Raw genomic sequence first — 17,191 nt, forward strand, 5'->3', positions numbered from 1 at the left:
GCCCACGCGTGAAGGTCAAAGGTCGTGATGCAAATACGCCGCTTGTTTGGGCAGGCGCAGGCTGAACAGGAAAGCCACCGCCATCATCACCGTCACGTACCAGTAGAAGGAGTTTTCCATGCCCACCGCTTTGAGGCTCAGCGCAACGTATTCTGCCGAACCGCCGAAGATTGCGTTTGCCACGGCGTATGCCAGGCCGACGCCCAATGCGCGTACCTCTGGCGGAAACATTTCGGCTTTCACCAGACCGCTGATGGAGGTGTAGAAACTCACAATCGCCAGTGCAACGGTGATCAGCACAAAGGCCAGGAACGGACTGCTGACGCTTTTCAGGCTCAGCAGGATCGGCACGGTGAACAACGTCCCCAACGCACCAAACCACAGCATCGAGTTACGACGACCGATCTTGTCCGCCAACATGCCGAACAACGGTTGCATGCACATGTACAGGAACAGCGCGCCGGTCATGATGTAGCTGGCGGTCTTGGCGTGCATGCCTGCGGTGTTCACCAGGTATTTCTGCATGTACGTGGTGAACGTGTAGAAAATCAGCGAACCGCCGGCGGTGTAGCCGAGCACGGTGATGAAGGCAGCCTTGTGATCGCGGAACAACGCACGGATGCTGCCGGCGTCTTTGTTTTCGCGCATTTCCTTGCTCGTGGTTTCCTTCAGCGAGCGACGCAACAGCAACGAAATGACCGCCGCTGCGGCACCGACCACAAACGGGATACGCCAGCCGTAAGCGCGTAATTCATCTTCCGACAGGAACTGTTGCAGGATCACCACCAGCAACACCGCCAGCAGTTGCCCACCGATCAGCGTCACGTACTGGAAGGAGGCAAAAAACCCACGCTGGCCCTTGAGGGCGATTTCACTCATGTAGGTCGCAGTGGTGCCGTACTCGCCACCCACCGACAAACCTTGAAGCAAACGGGCGAACAGCAGCAGGATTGGCGCCCAGACGCCAATGTCCTTGTAGGTCGGCAGGCAGGCGATGAGCAACGAACCGAAGCACATCATCAGCACCGAAATCATCATCGAATTCTTGCGCCCGTGCTTATCCGCCACACGTCCAAAAATCCAGCCACCGATAGGACGCATCAGGAACCCGGCCGCGAAAACGCCGGCGGTGTTTACCAACTGCACCGTGGGGTTATCGGAGGGGAAAAACGCCGGTGCGAAGTAGATGGCGCAAAAGGCATAAACGTAGAAATCGAACCATTCGACGAGGTTGCCGGACGAGGCGCCGACAATCGCAAAGATCCTCTTGCTGCGCTCTTCACCGGTGTAATGAACGGGAGTAGCCGTGGGTGTTGTCATTGGTTTTCACTCTTTGGGGACAGTGACAGTCTAGACATACTTCGCAACAGTCCTGTTCCACAGATAGATCAGCAACACATTTCTCCTGTGGGTTTGGTGATGTTCTTTCAGTAATCGAAGAACACGGTCTCGGCGTCAGTCCCCTGCAAAATCACGTTCCACTGGTAAACCCCCGCCTCATCCTGCTTCGCCAGCAATGTTGCGCGACGCTCGGCAGGCACGCACTCCAGCAGTGGGTCCGAGACATTGGCCGGTTCGCCTTCAAAATAAATGCGCGTCAGCAAGTGCTTCACCAGGCCGCGAGCAAACACCAGGACCACCAGGTGCGGCGCTTGAGTCGTGCCGTTCAAGCCCTCGACGGTTCCAGGCTTGATGGTGGTAAAACGAAAACGCCCTTGCGCATCCACCGGCACGCGCCCGAAACCTTCGAAGTGGGGGTCCAGTGGCTTGTCTTGCTCATCTTCGCGATGGTCATACTTGCCAGCAGCGTTGGCTTGCCAGACTTCCAGCATCGCGTCGTTGACCACGTCGCCATTGCCATCGACCACTTGGCCGGTGATCGCCACGCGCTCGCCGAGGGTCTGTTCAACGGTCAGGTTTTCGCGGTTCAGCCAGGTCAAGCCAATGTGGTAATACGGCCCGACGGTGTGGGACGTGGTCGCATTCAGCTTCATTTTATTTCTCCATCGGCGTGGCTTCACGGCCGCGCAAAACGATGTCCCAGCGATAACCGAGGGCATAGGAAGGGATGGTTTTTTCCAGGTCAAAACTGGCGATCAAGCGCTCTTTGGCACTCGTATCCGGTACGCAGTTGTAGATCGGGTCATACGCCAGCAACGGGTCACCCGGGAAATACATCTGGGTTACCAGGCGCGTCAGGATGCTTGGCCCGAACAGCGAAAAATGGATGTGCGCCGGACGCCAGGCATTGTGGTGGTTGCCCCATGGATAAGCGCCGGGTTTGATGGTCTGGAACTGATACCAGCCATCGGCATCGGTCACGGTGCGGCCGGTGCCGGTGAAGTTCGGGTCCAGTGGCGCGTCGTGCACGTCACGGTCGTGGTTGTAGCGGCCAGCGGCGTTGGCCTGCCAGATTTCCAGCAGAATCCCCGGCACCGGCAAACCGTTTTCATCCAGCACACGGCCGTGGATGATGATCCGCTCGCCCTGTGGTTCGCCCTCGTGCTGCGCGGTCAGGTCGTTGTCCTGCTCTTTGATGCGTTCGGCACCAATGGTCGGGCCGGTAATTTCCGACAGCGAATGCGGCAAAAAAACCAACGGCTTGGACGGCGAGCGAAGGTTGGTGGATTGATAGGCCGGATGCAGGTATTCCGGCTGGGTACCTTCTTGCGGGCGACGATAACCAGGCTTGTCAGTCATGTAGCTTTCCTCAGTTCTTATTAGTCAGACGCTGCGTGTCAGACACGCTCGATCGCCAAGGCCAAACCTTGACCGACGCCGACACACATGGTCGCCAGACCCTTTTTGCCACCGGTTTTTTCCAGCTGATGCAAGGCAGTCAGCACCAGACGCGCACCGCTCATGCCCAACGGATGACCCAAGGCAATGGCGCCGCCGTTCGGGTTAACCTGCGCGGCGTCGTCCGCCAATCCGAGTTCACGCAACACGGCCAAGCCTTGGCTGGCGAAAGCTTCGTTGAGTTCGATCACGTCAAAATCACTGACCGCCAGGCCCAGGCGCTCGGTCAATTTGCGCACCGCTGGCACCGGACCGATGCCCATCACCCGAGGCGCTACACCGGCGCTCGCCATGCCCAGCACTTTCGCCCGGGCCGTCAAACCATGCTTCTTCACAGCTTCGCCAGACGCCAGAATCAATGCCGCGGCGCCATCGTTTACCCCAGACGCATTGCCCGCCGTGACGGTTTTGTCGGGACCGTTGACCGGTTTCAGTTTGGCCAGGGTTTCCAGGGTGGTATCGGCGCGAGGATGTTCATCCTGGCTGACCACGGTTTCGCCCTTCTTGTGAGCAATTCGGACTTCAACGATTTCTTCGGCGAAAAAACCTGCGGCCTGCGCGGCAGCAGTGCGCTGCTGGCTGCGCAGTGCGAAAGCGTCCTGATCGCCGCGCGACACGTTGTAATCATCTGCCACGTTATCAGCGGTCTGCGGCATCGCGTCGACGCCGTATTGAGCTTTCATCAGCGGGTTGATGAAGCGCCAGCCAATGGTGGTGTCTTCCAGCTTCATGTTGCGTGAGAACGCCGCGTCAGCCTTGCCCATCACGAACGGTGCGCGGGACATCGACTCGACGCCACCGGCAATCGCCAATTCCATCTCGCCACTGGCAATCGCCCGGAACGCGGTGCCGATGGCATCCATACCCGAGGCGCACAGGCGATTGAGGGTCACGCCCGGAATGGTTTCCGGCAGGCCCGCCAACAGCAGCGCCATGCGCGCCACGTTACGGTTGTCTTCGCCGGCCTGGTTGGCACAACCGAAAAACACCTCGTCCACGGCAGTCCAGTCCACCGACGGATTACGCTCCATCAGGGCCTTGATCGGCACAGCGGCCAGGTCGTCGGCGCGAACCGTCGACAAACCACCGCCAAAACGGCCGATGGGGGTACGAATAGCGTCACAGATATAAACGTCACGCATCAGGCTTCTCCGGGTGCTTGGCCGTGAGCCGCAGCGGTGCGGGCTTCCAGATCCCGCAGCGCCTGAAGTTCAACCTCGGTCGGCTCGGCGGTGTGTTCAACCGTGTCGGCGAAACGAATCGCCCAACCGGTGGCCGCAACCACTTGTTCACGGGTAACGCCTGGGTGCAGCGCGGTGACCACAAACTCGTGGGTACCGGCCTCGGGTTCCATGATGCACAAGTCAGTAATGATGCCTACCGGGCCAGCGCCTGGAAGGCCAAGACGCTTGCGAGAGTCACCGCCCTCGCCGTGGCCAACGGAGGTGATGAAATCGAGTTTGTCGACAAACGAACGCGCCGATTGCTTGAGGATGATCAACACGCTCTTGGCCGAGCCGGCAATTTCTGGTGCACCACCGGCGCCCGGCAGACGCACTTTCGGGTGGTGATAGTCGCCCACGACCGTGGTGTTGATGTTGCCAAAACGGTCGACTTGCGCAGCGCCGAGGAAGCCGACATCGATGCGTCCACCCTGCAGCCAGTAACGAAAAATCTCACCGGTCGGGACGACGGTGTCAGCGGTTTCCGCCAGTTCGCCGTCACCAATCGACAGCGGCAATACGCTGGGCTTGGCACCAATCGGGCCCGACTCGTAAATCAGTACCACGTCGGGTGAGGACGTCAGGCGCGCCAGGTTGGCCGCTTTCGACGGCAGGCCGATCCCCACGAAGCACACCGAACCGTTCTTCAGACGGCGGGCGGCGGCAACGGTCATCATTTCATTGGTGGTGTAAGTCATTTTGTCACCTGCGAAGCAGCGGCCAGCTTGGCCTGGAACTCGCTGAAGTCAGCGCAGCCATGGATGTACTCGTTGATCCACGCGGTGAAGGTGTCACGGTCGCGGGCAATCGGGTCCCAAGCCTGGTAAAAACGGTTATCGCGTTCGTTATAGCCATGCGCATAAGACGGGTGCGCACCGCCAGGCACGTGGCACACAGCACTCAACGCCCAGGTTGGCAGCACACAGGAGTTCATCGGTGCGTTCAGGTCATCAACGATTTCTTCAACGGTAACGATGCAGCGTTTAGCGGCCAGCGCAGCTTCTTTCTGCACGCCGAGGATGCCCCAGAGCAGAACGTTGCCTTTGCGGTCAGCCTTTTGCGCATGAATCACGGTGATGTCCGGGCGGACCGAAGGCACCGCCGCCAACACTTCGCCGGTGAACGGGCAGGTAACGGTTTTGATCAGCGGATTGACCTTCGGCAAGTCGGAACCGGCGTAGGCACGCAGCACCGCAAACGGTAGTCCGGAAGCACCGGCGACGTAGGCATTGGCCAGGTCGGCGTGGCTGTGTTCTTCGATTTCCAGCGGGTGTGGCCACTGCTTCTCGACCGCATCACGCAGACGATGCAACGAACCCACACCCGGATTGCCGCCCCAGGAAAAAATCAACTTGCGCGCGCAACCGGCACCGATCAACTGGTCGTAGATCAAGTCAGGCGTCATCCGCACCAGCGTCAGGTCTTTCTTGCCCTGGCGAATGATTTCGTGACCCGCGGCCGTAGGGATCAAGTGAGTAAAGCCTTCGAGCGCGACGGTATCGCCATCGTTTACGAATTGCTTCACCGCGTCGTGCAGCGAAAGGATTTCAGCCATGGGACAGGCTCCCGTTTTGTTATGAACCGACGGTGGATAAAAAAGGCGCGATGGTTGCGCCGCAGTGACTGAAGAGTAAGCCTGGGGAAATCGCCAAACAATCCGATAATCGACTGAGTGTTCGTTTATCGAACAGATTGTTGTCTCGCTATCGATTACTGCGCGGAACGTTCCCACGCAGAACGTGGGAACAATCATCCGCCGTCAGGTCGCATCCGCATGGCTGACCATGCCCTTGATCACCACCGCCGTTGTGGCCAGGGCTGCCGGAATCACCAGTGCCGTCAGCACTTGTTCGAAGTTCCAGCCGAGCCCCAGCAACGTGGCGCCCATCCAGGCACCCAGGATCGCGCCGAAACGACCGATGCCGAGCATCCACGACACCCCGGTCGCCCGTCCTTGAGTCGGATAAAACCGCGCCGCCAGAGACGGCATCGCTGATTGCGCACCGTTCACGCACATGCCGGCCACCAACACCAGCGTCGCCAACAGCGTGATGTTGCCCAGGCTCTGCCCTACCGCGTAGGCAAACACCCCGGCCAACAGGTAAAAAGTGCCGATGACCTTGTGCGGGTTGAACCGGTCCATCGCCCAGCCCACGCCGACTGCGCTCAACACCCCGCCAAACTGGAACAACGCGCCGATGAATGCGGCTTGCTCCATGCTCGCGCCGCTGTCGCGCATCAGCGTTGGCAGCCAGCTCGTCAACAGGTAAACGATCACCAGCCCCATGAAGTACGTCAGCCACAGCAACAATGTGCCGGCGCTGTAGGTGCCGGAAAAGATGACCGCGAACACATTGCGCGCCTTGACGGTCTTCTGTTCCGGCACGCTGAAACTGGAAGCCTGCGCCACGGTTTTGGGGTCGATGGGTGACAACGTCTTGCGCACTTTGTCGGTGCCGCGATTGCGTACCACCAGGTAACGTGCCGATTCCGGCAGCCAGAACAACAACACCAAGGCGAGGATCAACGGCAGAATCCCGCCAATCAATAGCAGGCTGTGCCAGCCAAACATGGGAATCAATTTGGCCGAGATAAACCCACCGCCCGCCATGCCGAGGTTGAAACCGCAGAACATGCTGGTCACCAGCAGCGATTTCTTGCGCTCCGGGGTGTATTCCGACAGCAACGTCGTGGCGTTCGGCATGCCGGCCCCCAGCCCCAAACCGGTCAGGAAGCGCAGCACCAGCAATTGATCGACGTTACTGCTGTAAGCCGACGCGAGACTGAAAGCGCCGAAGACCAACACCGCGCCGACCAGCACAACTTTTCGCCCGAAACGGTCGGCCAGCGGGCCGGAGCCCAACGCGCCGAAGACCATGCCGATCAGCGCGGCGCTCATCACCGGCCCAAGGCTGGCGCGGTCGATGCCCCAATCCTGGGACAATGCTGGCGCAATGAACCCCATGGCTGCGGTGTCGAGGCCATCGAGGAAGACAATCAGGAAACACAGAATCACCACTCGCCATTGGTAGCGCGAAATGGGTTGGGCATTGATGAAGGACTGCACATCCAGGCAGTTACCTACAGCAGACTGAGGCTGGTTCATTATTTTTATTCCACGCAAGAACGCAGTCGGACAGGAGTCAGCCATGGCTGACGCTGCCGCGACATTAATGATCTTGTGGAAGGAGCTCAATTCGACAAACGCGACTCTGGGCGATTATCGAACAGCTTAGGTCGTGGATGAATCAGGCAAACAGCTGTGCACTGAGGTCGCGACTGGCGCTCAACAGGCCCGGCAGGAAACGTTGTTCCAGTTCGTTGCGGCTGACACGACCGGCGTGGGTGCTGACGTTCAAGGCTGCCACCACTTGCCCGGAAGCGTCGTAAACCGGAACGGCAATCGAGCGCAGGCCTTGTTCCAGCTCCTGATCGACGATGCACCAGCCTTGTTGCCGCACTTCTTGCAAGCACTGCAACAACGCTTCGGGGGTGTGCAGTGTGCGGCTGGTTTTTGCCTGCAGTTCCGCATGGTCCAGGTACTCGCCCAACGAAGTGTCATCCAACGCGGCAAGCAGGATCCGGCCCATGGAGGTGCAATACGCCGGCAGCCTCCCACCCACGGACAAATCCACCGAAATCAGCCGCTGGGTGGTCGCCGAGCGTGCGATGTACAAAATGTCATCACCCTCCAGTGTCGCCATGTTGCAAGCCTCGTGGAGTTGCTCGCTCATGCGGTCCAGATAGGGTTGCGCAGAAACCGCCAATGGCGTCGATGACACGTAGGCGTGACCGAGGGTCAGCACTTTGGGCAGCAATGAATAGGTGCGGCCATCGGTAGTGGCGTAGCCCAGTTTGATCAAGGTGTGCAGGCAGCGCCGGACCGCGGCGCGAGGAATTTCAGTGCGGTGACTGATCTGGGCGATCGTCAGGTGGCGTTTGCGTTCCTGGAACGCCTGCACTACCGCCAGGCCACGGGCCAGAGAGGTCATGAAATCCGGGTCACCGGTCAGGGCCTGAATTCGCTTGGCGGGCGAAGCGACGATCGGCGGCGCCACTGAAGCGAAGGAATTGCGCAGTTGATCGTTCATATCAGGTCCTTTTTCGAAATGAATCGGCGGCTATTACAAGCGGCTGCGAAACGGCGCACAAGCCGTAGACAGCCATCAATGGGCGATTATCGGACTGGCGCCCGATAATCGCAATTCGCAGCAGCCAGACTCGCAACGCCTTTGCAACAGATTCTTCACTGCCAGCGACGCAATGGTATTTGAAGAAGTATTCAAGAACGGCCGTGGTATCTGAACTTATTCGGGTTAATGGCGCCAGAAAGACAACGCACAAGGTTAATCGACCGCTTTAGTTCCAGGTCAAGTCGGCGACTAACAAAACCAATTGCTGATGGGCATCTACTTTTAACTCGTGGACAGTAGTGTTCTTCGATTCGACCGCTATAATGCAATTCAATGGCGACTCGGTCTTTTACTTGCCGATTCCGTCATCCGGTAGCGCGATGTTCCATTGTCGCTGCCCCAGCAAGCGCCTGACACTCATTCAACATGTTCCGCCAACGCGCTGGCTGAAACAGGATACTGATGCTACGTCAGCTGTTTATCTCTGGTGCGGTAGCCGCCTGCAACATGGAAGTATTGATTGCGATGCCTTACGTATGAAGCTTTGCCGCTTTGTGCTGTTGGCGAGCGTAATCCATACATTTGAAGCAGCGCGTTTCACCAGAATTTATCTCAACTCAATCAGGTAGCACTGTGACGAAAGACGAACTGCGCGCGGAACTTGAGCGCCAGGAACAACGTTACAAGGAAGTTTACGGCGGGGAAGTCACCACCTACGCCGCTCAGCCCGAACCGGAACGCAAACCATGGCGTAAACGCGCCACCGTTCAAGATCAGGCTTTCACCCAGGAATTGCAGAAGATGGAAAAGGAACTTAAAGCCGAAGAGCCTTGACTGCTCCGGTTTGAATCCTTTTCAGGGTCTGTGCATGCACCCGTTAAAAGCGGGGTGCATGGATGTTGCCATTCGCGCCCGCTACCAGCAGGCAACGGCTGCCTCGGCTACCGAAAGAGGCAAATGGCGCATGTCCGACCCTCTTCTCAGATATTTCACACAAGCCTTTCAGCCTCTCGCCTCATCGAGAGAAGCGTTTGCGCGAGCATAGTTTTATATAAAAATCAACGAGTTGCAAAACCCGCTAAAAAGTTGGGGCTCAGGCTGGGGCCTCAAACTAATTCGTTGAAGAATGTTACCGATGAGCAGCTAGTGCATCGATTACCCGTCTTTTCTGGCATAATCGCGCCCCCTTATGACCGGGTCAGAAAACCTTCATGATCGATTTATTCAGCGGACTTGATGCTTGGGTGCTTGTGAGCCTCTTGCTCGCCCTGGCCTTTGTCCTCGCATTCGAGTTCATCAACGGCTTTCATGACACTGCTAACGCGGTGGCCACCGTTATCTACACCAAAGCGATGCCGCCTCATCTGGCCGTGTTCTTTTCAGGTGTGTTCAACTTTCTTGGCGTGCTGCTGGGTGGTGTGGGCGTGGCGTATGCCATTGTCCACTTGCTGCCGGTAGAACTGCTGATCAACGTGAACACCGGTCACGGGTTGGCCATGGTGTTCTCGTTGCTTGCCGCTGCCATCACCTGGAACCTGGGCACCTGGTACTTCGGTATCCCGGCCTCCAGTTCGCACACGCTGATCGGTTCGATTCTCGGTGTCGGCCTGGCCAACGCATTGATCAACGATATTCCGTTGGCCGATGGCGTGAACTGGCAGAAAGCGATCGATATCGGCGCATCACTGGTGTTCTCGCCAATGGCCGGCTTCATCGTCGCGGCATTGGTGTTGATCGGCCTTAAATGGTGGCGTCCCCTGTCGAAGATGCACAAGACACCGGACCAGCGCCGCAAGCTTGATGACAAGAAGCATCCGCCGTTCTGGAATCGCCTGGTACTGGTGATCTCGGCGATGGCGGTCAGCTTCGTGCACGGCTCCAACGACGGGCAGAAAGGTATCGGCCTGATCATGTTGGTACTGATCGGTATCGTACCGGCGCAGTTCGTACTGGACCTGAGCAGCACTACATACCAGATCGAACGTACTCGCGATGCGACCTTGCACCTCAGCCAGTTCTACAAGCGCAATGCTGACACCCTGGGTGAATACCTGGCGCTGGGCAAAAGCGTGGAAGGTGACTTGCCGGAGAAATTCCGTTGCAACCCGCAACAGACCGAACCGACCATCACTGCCCTGCTTGGCACCCTCAAAGGTGTAGCCGACTACCATTCGCTGCCGCCTGAAAACCGCATTGAAGTACGTCGCTATTTGCTGTGCCTGGACGACACGGCGAAAAAAGTCGGCAAGCTGCCGGGGCTCGACGCTCGTGAAAAAGCCGACTTGGACAAGCTCCGCAAAGACCTGACCACCACCACCGAATACGCCCCGTTCTGGGTGATTCTGGCGGTCGCACTGGCCCTTGGCCTGGGCACCATGGTGGGCTGGAAGCGTGTGGTATTGACCATCGGCGAGAAGATCGGCAAGCAAGGCATGACCTACGCACAAGGTATGTCGGCGCAGATCACCACTGCTTGCATGATCGGCCTGGCAAACATCTTCAGCCTGCCGGTATCCACTACACACGTCCTTTCTTCGGGCGTGGCCGGTACCATGGTCGCCAACAAAAGCGGCCTGCAGGGCGGCACCGTGAGAACCATCCTGCTGGCCTGGGTCCTGACCCTGCCAGCGACGGTTGCCCTGTCTGCCGGCCTGTTCTGGCTGGCATCGAAGGCACTCGGCAGCTGATATACATAGCTGCAACGAAAAAGGCGCGCTCCGAAAGGTTCGCGCCTTTTTCATGCCTGGGTTACTACCTGGATGCAGGGCCGGCAAATCGTGGGCAAAAAAAAGGGCAACCGAAGTTGCCCAAAATGCCTTGCGTGCTCATTGCCCCAGAAAGACCTACGGTTTGCGCCGCTTGTGCGAATCCTTCCAGATGAAAAATCCAAACCCTGCAAAAAACAGAACCATGAGGCTGACAGTCAGCACTCCGGCGATCACCACGTTGTCGAAAAACATGACTGCCCTCCTGCACTTGCCCTGTTGCGATAGGGCTAAGTTAACCAATCAGGCAGAAGAGAAAATTGACCGGGATCAATGTCGCCCACGACTGGGCGTAAAGGAGGGGATGAAACTGACCTGCATCAATAAATGCTGGGGGGTTTAACGTTTTTTCGGTTTGTTTTTCGGCTTTTTCTTCGCCTTGCCCAATGGCAACGCCTGCTCAAACGCCTGACGCACTTCGTTCAGGCGCTTGTCGTTAAGGTCATGCACACGCTTGGCGCGTTCGGCATTCAGGTCAATCAACTTGTCGTCTTGGCTCATGGCGTTCAGCGCATCACTTGAATTTGAACTCAGTTGCCGCATCGCGCGGCAGGATTGAGTCAATAATGCAGTCTGGCGCCAGCGCTGACCAGTCGTGCGTGTAACGAGCGGTTAACAAATACAGTGGCGGTGCGCTCCAGGGCTGTGTGAGTCCGGCCTGATTAAATCTGAATATCGACCCACAAACCCTGACGCGGCTGATCTTCAATCAACGGTACGACGGGCACCGTGTTGTCGGCGTTCAGCTCATCACCGGGAACCGCGAGGTGCTCCTCGGGATCTTCGTCGGCTTCACGCCGGCGCTTTTCACGATCCTGCTGCCGGCGCTGTTCCTCGCGCAACTGGAACGCGGCCTCTTCAGGATCGCGCTGCTGCAGGTCGATCGTGGTTTCCTTGGACGTTTCCTGCACCGGTGCAACCGGCGCAACATCCGGCCGCTGGCGAATCGGGTCCTGCTGTGAAGTGATCGGCACCGCACTCAGGGGAAGCATGGGCTGCAGCATAATTATTAGTCTCCTGTCAGCAGGATGTCGGCTGCGCGGATAGCGACTTGAGCCATTGGTCGTAAACTGTGACCTGGCGCACAGGCAAGAGTTGCCAAAGCCTGAGGGCGAAGGCAGCTTGCAGGTGCGTAATCCTTTGGCCTCAGGCCCTCATTCCGTTAAGATAGCCCGCTTTTTCAAGGTGGGAGTCAGGCAGCATGGCGCAGCAGTATCAACCGGGGCAACGCTGGATTAGTGACAGCGAAGCCGAGCTGGGTTTGGGCACCGTTCTGGCACAGGACGGCCGCTTGTTGACCGTGCTCTATCCGGCCACTGGCGACACTCGCCAGTACGCGCTACGGAATGCGCCCCTCACTCGCGTGCGGTTCTCGCCGGGGGACTCGATCACTCACTTCGAAGGCTGGAAACTGACCGTACAAGAAGTCGACGACGTCGATGGCCTGTTGGTCTACCACGGCCTCAATGCACACAATGAAGTGGTTACGCTCCCGGAAACCCAACTCTCGAATTTCATTCAATTCCGTCTGGCAAGCGACCGTTTGTTTGCGGGCCAGATCGATCCGCTCGCCTGGTTCTCGCTGCGTTACCACACGCTGGAACACACCAGTCGTCAATTGCAGTCCTCCCTGTGGGGCTTGGGCGGCGTGCGTGCGCAACCGATCGCGCACCAACTGCACATCGCCCGCGAAGTGGCTGACCGGATTGCACCGCGGGTGCTGCTGGCCGACGAAGTGGGCTTGGGTAAAACCATCGAAGCAGGTCTGGTGATTCACCGCCAATTGCTCTCGGGCCGCGCCAATCGCGTGCTGATCCTGGTACCGGAAAACCTGCAGCACCAATGGCTGGTCGAGATGCGCCGCCGCTTCAATCTGCAAGTGGCACTGTTCGACGAAGAACGCTTTATTGAAAGCGATGCCACCAACCCGTTTGAAGATACCCAACTCGCATTGGTCGCTCTCGAATGGCTGGTAGATGACGAAAAGGCCCAGGACGCGCTGTTCGCTGCCGGTTGGGATTTGCTGGTGGTCGATGAAGCGCACCACCTGGTGTGGCACGAAGACAAGGCCAGCCCTCAATACTCGCTGGTCGAACAACTGGCCGAAGTCATTCCTGGCGTATTGCTGCTGACCGCGACCCCGGAACAATTGGGTCAGGACAGCCACTTCGCTCGCCTGCGCCTGCTCGACCCGAACCGTTTCCATGACCTGCACGCCTTCCGCGCCGAGAGCGAAAACTATCGCCCGGTGGCCGAAGCCGTTCAGGAGCTGTTGGACCAGGGGCGCCTGTCGCCTGAAGCGCACAAGACCATTCACGGTTTCCTCGGCAACGAAGGCGAAGCCCTGCTGACCGCTGTGAATGATGGCGATACCGAAGCCAGCGCGCGTTTGGTGCGTGAACTGCTGGACCGCCACGGCACAGGTCGCGTGCTGTTCCGTAATACCCGCGCCGCCGTGCAAGGTTTTCCGGAGCGCAAACTGCATGCGTACCCGCTGCCAAGCCCCGATGAATACCTTGAATTGCCATTGGGCGATCATGCCGAGCTGTACCCGGAAGTCAGCTTCCAGGCTCAACCGGACGCCAATGAAGAAGAGCGCTGGTGGAAATTCGACCCGCGTGTCGAGTGGTTGATCGATACGCTGAAGATGCTCAAGCGCACCAAAGTGCTGGTGATCTGCGCCCATGCTGAAACCGCCATGGACCTGGAAGACGCGTTGCGCGTGCGTTCCGGCATTCCGGCCACGGTGTTCCACGAGGGTATGAACATCCTCGAGCGTGACCGCGCCGCCGCTTACTTCGCCGACGAAGAATTTGGCGCGCAAGTGCTGATCTGCTCGGAAATCGGCAGTGAAGGTCGCAACTTCCAGTTCTCGCATCACCTGGTGCTGTTCGATCTGCCGGCGCACCCGGATCTGCTGGAGCAACGTATCGGCCGTCTGGACCGGATCGGCCAGAAGCACATCATCGAATTGCACGTGCCGTATCTGGAAACCAGTCCGCAAGAGCGCTTGTTCCAGTGGTACCACGAAGCATTGAATGCGTTCCTTAACACCTGCCCGACCGGCAACGCCTTGCAGCATCAGTTCGGCCCGCGTCTGCTGCCGCTGCTGGAAAACGCCGATGACGGTGAATGGCAAGCGCTGATCGACGAAGCACGTGCCGAGCGCGAACGTCTTGAAGCCGAGTTGCACACCGGCCGCGACCGCTTGCTGGAGCTCAACTCCGGCGGCGCTGGCGAAGGTGATGCTCTGGTCGAAGCCATCCTTGAGCAGGACGATCAATTCACCCTGCCGATCTATATGGAAACCCTTTTCGACGCGTTCGGCATCGACAGTGAAGATCATTCGGAAAACGCGCTGATCCTCAAGCCAAGCGAAAAAATGCTCGACGCCAGTTTCCCGCTGGGCGACGACGAAGGCGTGACCATCACTTACGATCGCAACCAGGCGCTGTCTCGCGAAGACATGCAGTTCATCACCTGGGAACATCCGATGGTTCAGGGCGGTATGGACCTGGTGTTGTCCGGTTCCATGGGCAACACCGCCGTGGCGCTGATCAAGAACAAGGCGTTGAAACCAGGCACCGTGTTGCTGGAACTGTTGTACGTCAGCGAAGTGGTTGCCCCGCGCTCGCTGCAATTGGGCCGCTACCTGCCACCGGCCGCGTTGCGTTGCCTGCTCGATGCCAATGGCAACGACTTGTCGGCACGCGTGGCGTTCGAAACCCTGAACGATCAACTGGAAAGCGTGCCTCGCGCCAGCGCCAACAAGTTCATCCAGGCTCAGCGCGATCAGCTGACGCCACGGATCAACGCCGGTGAAGAGAAAATCTACCCGCGCCACGCCGAACGCGTGGCCGAGGCGCAACGTCGCCTGGCAGCCGATACCGATGAAGAACTGGCGCGCCTGACCGCGTTGCAAGCGGTCAACCCGACCGTGCGCGACAGCGAACTGGTCGCCTTGCGCAACCAGCGCGAGCAAGGCCTGGCCATGCTCGACAAGGCTGCTTTGCGTCTGGAAGCGATTCGGGTGCTGGTAGCGGGTTAAGTCCCCTGTTACACCGCTAAAACAAAAAGGCCCGCAGCGATGCGGGCCTTTTTGTTTATGGTGAATTTTGCAGTGCTGCTGATGGCCTCATCGCTAGCAGGCTAGCTCCCACAATGGATCTCCAGTGCTAACAAAATCCCTGTGGGAGTTACTCACAATGGGTCTCCAGTGTTAACAAAACCCTGTGGGAGCTTCCACACTGGATCTCCAGTGCTAACAAGATCCCTGTGGGAGCTTCCCACAATGGACCTCAATGCAACCAAGATCCCTGTGGGAGCTACCACAATGGACCTCAATGCAACCAAGATCCCTGTGGGAGCTTCCAACAATGGACCTCAATGCAACCAAGATCCCTGTGGGAGTTACCCACAATGGATCTCCAGTGCTAACAAGGTCTATGTAGGAGTTACTCACAATGGGTCTCCAGTGTTAACAAAATCCCTGTGGGAGGTTCCCACACTGGATCTCCAGTGCTAACAAGATCCCTGTGGGAGTTACCCACAATGGATCTCCAGTGCTAACAAGATCACTGTGGGAGCTTCCCACAATGAACCTCAATGCAACCAAGACCCCTGTGGGAGTTACCCACACTGGATCTCCAGTGCTAACAAGATCCCTGTGGGAGGTTCCCACAATGAACCTCAATGGAACCAGGATCCCTGTGGGAGCTTCCAACAATGGACCTCAATGCAACCAAGATCCCTGTGGGAGTTACCCACACTGGATCTCCAGTGCTAACAAGATCCCTGTGGGAGCTACCACAATGGACCTCAATGGAACCAAGATCCCTGTGGGAGCTAGCCTGCTAGCGATATCAATCATGCAGTCGCCGCAGCAACTCCAGGCTCAACCACCGCCACCAACCCATCCTTCATCCGCTTCGCATCGCGTACAAAACACCGCGACGCCATGAACAAAAACACCATGGTGAAGAACAGCGCCACCGGGATCAGGTACATCGCATCATGCAGGCCGACAGCCTTGAACGCTTCAGTCATCTGCGCAGCGCCCGCCGCCAGCATTGCCGAGTGTGCAAAGTGATCCGACAAACCGCCCACCACTACCGGGCCCAAACCGCCGCCCAGCAAATACAGCCCGGCAAAAAACAGCGCCATTGCCGTGGCCCGCAAGCGGGGTTCGACCACGTCCTGAATCGCCGTGTAAACACAGGTATAAAAGTTGTAGGCAAACAACCAACCCACACTGAATACCGCCACGAATACCCCTATTTCAATGCGTCCCGAATGCAGCGCCCACGCGGTGCACACGGTTGAGATAATCAGGCTGAACGCGGCAAACAACAGCCGACCATTGGCCACCCGCTGATGAATCTTGTCCGCCACCCAGCCGCCAAGGGTCAAGCCGAATAACCCGGTAACGCCAACGATCACGCCCGTCGCGACCGCCGCCTCCTGCAATGGCATCAGGAAATATCGCTGCAGCATCGGCACCAGAAACGAGTTACAGGCATAGGTCGCAAAGTTGAAGCACAGCCCTGCCATCACCAGCCACAGGAAAGTCGGCACCGACAGTACCCGGCGGATCGGCCGGTCAACTCTCTCCTGGGAGACCTGCACGCTTTCTGCTGCGCCGCGTTTAGGCTCCTTGATGAAAAACATGAAAATCGCCAGGATCAGCCCCGGCACAGCCGCGATGAAAAACGGTGCACGCCAGCTGTCGAAAGTCTTGACCATCCAGCCGATGGTGAAGAAAGCCAGCAACAAGCCCAAGGGCAGGCCGAGCATGAAGATACCCATCGCACGGGCCCGTCGGTGCGCCGGAAACAAGTCGCCGATCAGCGAATTGGCGGCCGGCGCATAGCTGGCTTCACCGATGCCGATGCCCATGCGCACAATCAGGAAACTCCAGAAACTCCCCGCCAAGCCATTGACCGCTGTCAGCCCGCTCCACACCGCCAAGCCCCAGCCCATCAATTTGCTGCGCGACCCGGTATCGGCCATCCGGCCCAGCGGCAGGCCCGCGAGCGCGTAAACGATGGTGAATGCAGTGCCGATGATGCCCAGCTGAAAGTCGCTGAGATGCCATTCCATGCGGATTGGCTCAATGATGATGGCGGGAATGGTGCGGTCAAAAAAGTTGAACAGGTTGGCCAGAAACAGCAGGAACAGAATGCGCCAGGCATTCTTCGCTTGGGTCGAGTTCTGCATGGGTCCGTCTCTTTTATTGTTATGAGGCTTCACTGCCCCCGGAGTCTGCAATCTA

Annotated in this window: 15 protein-coding genes; 3 read left to right on the top strand and 12 right to left on the bottom strand. The window is 58.2% G+C overall.

Annotated elements, in window-relative coordinates; genetic code table 11:
• Positions 1-15: 15 nt before the first annotated feature.
• From ACQR3R_RS14070 to pcaR, 8 genes are all read right to left on the bottom strand, one after another.
• Complete coding sequence (locus ACQR3R_RS14070; protein ID WP_428272905.1) at positions 16-1,320, bottom strand: MFS family transporter; 1,305 nt, start codon at positions 1,318-1,320, stop codon at positions 16-18.
• Positions 1,321-1,427: 107 nt separating this feature from the next.
• Positions 1,428-1,994: a protocatechuate 3,4-dioxygenase subunit alpha gene (gene pcaG / locus ACQR3R_RS14075; protein WP_428272906.1), complete on the bottom strand. Its 567-nt coding sequence runs from the start codon at positions 1,992-1,994 to the stop codon at positions 1,428-1,430.
• Between the two features lies 1 nt (position 1,995).
• Positions 1,996-2,700, bottom strand: coding sequence for a protocatechuate 3,4-dioxygenase subunit beta (gene pcaH, locus ACQR3R_RS14080; protein WP_428272907.1), 705 nt, complete (start codon positions 2,698-2,700; stop codon positions 1,996-1,998).
• A gap of 38 nt (positions 2,701-2,738) precedes the next feature.
• On the bottom strand, positions 2,739-3,941 hold the full coding sequence (gene pcaF / locus ACQR3R_RS14085; RefSeq protein ID WP_428272908.1) for a 3-oxoadipyl-CoA thiolase: 1,203 nt from the start codon (positions 3,939-3,941) through the stop codon (positions 2,739-2,741).
• Complete coding sequence (locus ACQR3R_RS14090; RefSeq protein ID WP_428272909.1) at positions 3,941-4,720, bottom strand: CoA-transferase; 780 nt, start codon at positions 4,718-4,720, stop codon at positions 3,941-3,943. The genes pcaF and ACQR3R_RS14090 overlap by 1 nt, the downstream gene beginning before the upstream one ends.
• The gene (locus tag ACQR3R_RS14095; protein WP_428272910.1) at positions 4,717-5,577 is read right to left on the bottom strand and encodes a CoA-transferase; all 861 of its coding nucleotides are present in this window, start codon (positions 5,575-5,577) and stop codon (positions 4,717-4,719) included. Before ACQR3R_RS14095 ends, ACQR3R_RS14090 begins: the two co-directional genes overlap by 4 nt.
• 204 nt (positions 5,578-5,781) lie before the next feature.
• Positions 5,782-7,128, bottom strand: coding sequence for a 4-hydroxybenzoate transporter PcaK (locus ACQR3R_RS14100; protein WP_428272911.1), 1,347 nt, complete (start codon positions 7,126-7,128; stop codon positions 5,782-5,784).
• Between the two features lie 142 nt (positions 7,129-7,270).
• Positions 7,271-8,113, bottom strand: a complete 843-nt coding sequence (gene pcaR / locus ACQR3R_RS14105) for a pca regulon transcriptional regulator PcaR (RefSeq protein ID WP_428272912.1) — start codon at positions 8,111-8,113, stop codon at positions 7,271-7,273.
• Between the two features lie 675 nt (positions 8,114-8,788).
• Here pcaR and ACQR3R_RS14110 point away from each other — a divergent pair.
• Entirely contained in the window at positions 8,789-8,989 is a 201-nt protein-coding gene (locus tag ACQR3R_RS14110) for a hypothetical protein (RefSeq protein ID WP_007935837.1), read from the top strand.
• Between the two features lie 377 nt (positions 8,990-9,366).
• Complete coding sequence (locus tag ACQR3R_RS14115) at positions 9,367-10,842, top strand: inorganic phosphate transporter (RefSeq protein ID WP_428272913.1); 1,476 nt, start codon at positions 9,367-9,369, stop codon at positions 10,840-10,842.
• A gap of 156 nt (positions 10,843-10,998) precedes the next feature.
• Here ACQR3R_RS14115 and ccoM read toward each other — a convergent pair whose 3' ends face one another.
• From ccoM to ACQR3R_RS14130, 3 genes are all read right to left on the bottom strand, one after another.
• Positions 10,999-11,115: a cytochrome c oxidase subunit CcoM gene (ccoM, locus tag ACQR3R_RS14120; RefSeq protein WP_428272914.1), complete on the bottom strand. Its 117-nt coding sequence runs from the start codon at positions 11,113-11,115 to the stop codon at positions 10,999-11,001.
• 144 nt (positions 11,116-11,259) lie between these two features.
• The gene (locus tag ACQR3R_RS14125) at positions 11,260-11,421 is read right to left on the bottom strand and encodes a hypothetical protein (RefSeq protein ID WP_428272915.1); all 162 of its coding nucleotides are present in this window, start codon (positions 11,419-11,421) and stop codon (positions 11,260-11,262) included.
• A gap of 161 nt (positions 11,422-11,582) precedes the next feature.
• Positions 11,583-11,924 (bottom strand): hypothetical protein, encoded by a 342-nt coding sequence (locus ACQR3R_RS14130; protein ID WP_428272916.1) that lies wholly within the window; start codon positions 11,922-11,924, stop codon positions 11,583-11,585.
• Positions 11,925-12,121: 197 nt separating this feature from the next.
• Between ACQR3R_RS14130 and rapA the strand changes: the two genes are divergently transcribed.
• Complete coding sequence (rapA, locus tag ACQR3R_RS14135; RefSeq protein WP_428272917.1) at positions 12,122-14,968, top strand: RNA polymerase-associated protein RapA; 2,847 nt, start codon at positions 12,122-12,124, stop codon at positions 14,966-14,968.
• Between the two features lie 818 nt (positions 14,969-15,786).
• Here rapA and ACQR3R_RS14140 read toward each other — a convergent pair.
• The gene (locus ACQR3R_RS14140; protein WP_428272918.1) at positions 15,787-17,136 is read right to left on the bottom strand and encodes an MFS transporter; all 1,350 of its coding nucleotides are present in this window, start codon (positions 17,134-17,136) and stop codon (positions 15,787-15,789) included.
• Between the last annotated feature and the right edge of the window lie 55 nt (positions 17,137-17,191).

This window comes from Gordonia sp. IEGM753 (genome assembly GCF_050321825.1).
Taxonomy (GTDB): domain Bacteria; phylum Pseudomonadota; class Gammaproteobacteria; order Pseudomonadales; family Pseudomonadaceae; genus Aquipseudomonas.

Coding starts and splice junctions, on each gene's coding strand:
- ACQR3R_RS14070 (WP_428272905.1), bottom strand. CDS start 1,320: ATGACAACACCCACGGCTACTCCCGTTCATTACACCGGTGAAGAGCGC.
- pcaH (WP_428272907.1), bottom strand. CDS start 2,700: ATGACTGACAAGCCTGGTTATCGTCGCCCGCAAGAAGGTACCCAGCCG.
- ACQR3R_RS14090 (WP_428272909.1), bottom strand. CDS start 4,720: ATGACTTACACCACCAATGAAATGATGACCGTTGCCGCCGCCCGCCGT.
- pcaR (WP_428272912.1), bottom strand. CDS start 8,113: ATGAACGATCAACTGCGCAATTCCTTCGCTTCAGTGGCGCCGCCGATC.
- ccoM (WP_428272914.1), bottom strand. CDS start 11,115: ATGTTTTTCGACAACGTGGTGATCGCCGGAGTGCTGACTGTCAGCCTC.
- ACQR3R_RS14130 (WP_428272916.1), bottom strand. CDS start 11,924: ATGCTGCAGCCCATGCTTCCCCTGAGTGCGGTGCCGATCACTTCACAG.
- ACQR3R_RS14125 (WP_428272915.1), bottom strand. CDS start 11,421: ATGAGCCAAGACGACAAGTTGATTGACCTGAATGCCGAACGCGCCAAG.
- pcaF (WP_428272908.1), bottom strand. CDS start 3,941: ATGCGTGACGTTTATATCTGTGACGCTATTCGTACCCCCATCGGCCGT.
- ACQR3R_RS14100 (WP_428272911.1), bottom strand. CDS start 7,128: ATGAACCAGCCTCAGTCTGCTGTAGGTAACTGCCTGGATGTGCAGTCC.
- rapA (WP_428272917.1), top strand. CDS start 12,122: ATGGCGCAGCAGTATCAACCGGGGCAACGCTGGATTAGTGACAGCGAA.
- ACQR3R_RS14140 (WP_428272918.1), bottom strand. CDS start 17,136: ATGCAGAACTCGACCCAAGCGAAGAATGCCTGGCGCATTCTGTTCCTG.
- ACQR3R_RS14115 (WP_428272913.1), top strand. CDS start 9,367: ATGATCGATTTATTCAGCGGACTTGATGCTTGGGTGCTTGTGAGCCTC.
- ACQR3R_RS14095 (WP_428272910.1), bottom strand. CDS start 5,577: ATGGCTGAAATCCTTTCGCTGCACGACGCGGTGAAGCAATTCGTAAAC.
- pcaG (WP_428272906.1), bottom strand. CDS start 1,994: ATGAAGCTGAATGCGACCACGTCCCACACCGTCGGGCCGTATTACCAC.